The organism is Achromobacter maghribensis (assembly GCF_057334215.1).
On the sequence record NZ_JBHFII010000006.1, the window covers coordinates 64,727 to 66,999 of the forward strand.

General features: G+C 59.4%; 3 protein-coding genes. 2 read left to right on the top strand and 1 reads right to left on the bottom strand.

Going from position 1 to position 2,273, the window contains the following annotated elements; genetic code table 11:
- Positions 1 to 96 precede the first annotated feature (96 nt).
- A complete protein-coding gene (locus ACE039_RS03260) occupies positions 97 to 852 on the bottom strand; it encodes an RNA polymerase sigma factor FliA (protein WP_313463757.1) in 756 nt (251 codons plus the stop codon).
- Between the two features lie 430 nt (positions 853 to 1,282).
- Here ACE039_RS03260 and flhD point away from each other — a divergent pair, with 430 nt between their 5' ends.
- Both flhD and flhC read left to right on the top strand, forming a co-directional pair.
- Complete coding sequence (flhD, locus tag ACE039_RS03265; protein ID WP_006219025.1) at positions 1,283 to 1,606, top strand: flagellar transcriptional regulator FlhD; 324 nt, start codon at positions 1,283 to 1,285, stop codon at positions 1,604 to 1,606.
- A 32-nt stretch (positions 1,607 to 1,638) separates the two neighbouring features.
- Positions 1,639 to 2,220, top strand: coding sequence for a flagellar transcriptional regulator FlhC (flhC, locus tag ACE039_RS03270; protein WP_448709229.1), 582 nt, complete (start codon positions 1,639 to 1,641; stop codon positions 2,218 to 2,220).
- Positions 2,221 to 2,273 lie beyond the last annotated feature (53 nt).

The window sequence follows — 2,273 nt, forward strand, 5'->3', positions numbered from 1 at the left end:
AAGCGGGCGCCTGAGGCGCCCGTCGTGGCCGGCGTGCCGGCTTCCATCATCGTCTTCCAGATACCGGTCTCTATATATAGAGACGGTGGTCGACGCCTAGATGATCTGCGCGATCTGCCCTTCCAGGGGCAATTCTTGCCAGGCCTGGTCTTTCAGCTTGGCGCGGATCCGGGCGGTGGCCTGCGAGCGCAGCTGGCACACGCGCGCTTCGGTCACGTTCATGATGGCGCCGATTTCCTTCAGGTTCAGACCCTGCTCATAACAGAGCGACAGCAACAACTTTTCGCGGTCGGGCAGGGTGTCGATGGCGTGGATCAGCGCTTGGCGGAAATCGCCCGCCAGCAACGCGTCCAGCGGATTGCCGCCTGCCGAGCCGTGATTCAGCGTTGCCGTCCAGTCCGACTGGCCCGAGGCCGAGTCCGGCTCGGTCGTGAAATCTTCGTAATGCACGATCTGCACGCCTTGCGCGTCGTGCAGCAGCGTCTGGTACTCGTTGAGCGGTATTTCCAGCTGGTGGGCAATTTCGGCCTCGCTGGGCGCGCGCATCAGCCGTTGTTCCAGTTGCTGGATGGCCTGTTCGATCTTGCGCGCCTTGGCACGGACGCTGCGCGGCAGCCAGTCCTGGCCGCGGAGCTCGTCCAGCATCGCGCCACGGATGCGGGTCGTGGCGTAGGTCTCGAATTGGGCGTCTGCCGTTTCCTGATAGCGCCTTACGGCGTCAAGCAGGCCGATCATGCCGGCCTGTATCAGGTCGTCCAGCTCAACGCTGGCGGGAAGCCGGGCGAGCAATTGCAGGGCCAGCTTCCGCACTAGCGGGGCATATTCGACCAAGCTGTCATCTGCGTGGGGCATTGCGGGAATGTCAGGCGGTGTCCATCGTGACGCATCGTCAGACGTTGTCAATTTGCGACATTGTCGACAAACGCGCGGCTGCGCTAAAGCGACCAGGATTTAGTGATCGGCAAGGTGACATTGTCGGCACTGCACAACATTTCATTCCTGGAAGTACGCAATGTTTTGAATGCTTATTTGCCAAATTGACGTAAATTTGTCTCGGATTTCTATGTCAAGGTGTATCTAAAATATCAAGTTGCGCAATATCAACAAAGATTTGTCATATAAGTCATAGAAAATGACATGAGCTGTGGTAAATTTTACTTAAATTGCGAACAAATGATACATTTCGCATTAAAACAGATTGCAGCAAGCCGCCAGGCAATTCGGGTTGCCGGCGCTTTTGGTTATCGAGCCCCGTGGGTGGGATAGGGATAGGGAGTAGGGCGTGCAACAAGTCGAAAATTCTTTGCTGGCAGACATTCGCGAAGTGAATCTGTCATATCTGTTACTTGCGCAACGTATGTTGCGTGATGACTATGCCGCGTCGATGTTCCGTCTGGGGTTCAGCAACGAAGTTGCCGACATCCTGATGCGTCTGTCGCCCGCGCAATTGGTGAAGCTGGCCAGCTCCAGCTCGCTGCTGTGCCGATTCCGCTTCGATGATTACAGCCTGCTGTCGGCGCTGACCCATGACGTTTTGGGTGGTGCGCTGCAACAAGCGCATGCAACCATCTTGCTGGCCAAGCAACCTGTGGAAGAACTGGCCTGACGGCCGTTCAAACCCTCACTCGGACTCGCGTAATGGCCTCCAAAAGCGTTTCACAGGAAGCGGACGACATCCTGCTTGCCAGCTCCATGATTACCCTGGGAGCACGGTTGCAGGTGCTGGAGGCTGAAACCAGCCTCAGTCACGACCGTCTGGCGCGCTTGTATCGCGAAATCCGCGGTTGCTCGCCACCCAAGGGCATGCTGCCTTTTTCGGTTGACTGGTTCATGACCTGGTTGCCGAACATCCATTCGTCGCTGTTCTACAACGTTTATTCGTTCTTGAATGCGCGCACCAGCAGCAAGGGCATCCGCGCCACCATCGACGCGTACCGCCTGTACCTTGAGAACGCCGGCCTGGATGCCGCCGAAAGCGCCGAGCCGGTCCTGAGCTTCACCCGGGCCTGGATGCTGGTTCGCTTCTTCGACAGCGGCATGCTCCAGTTGTCCGCTTGCCGCCAGTGCGGCGGCCATTTCATCGCCCACGCGCACGATCCGCAATCGGACTTTGTGTGCGCGATCTGCCGGCCGCCACCTCGCGCCGGCAAGACGCGCGCGGCGGCCAAGGCACGCGCCAGCAGCCGTCCGGCACCCGCGGTCGACGCCGCGCGGCCTTGAGCGCCGGCGCATGGCCGGGTGCTTCCTGGCCGGCCCCATCTGGCCGGCCCCGC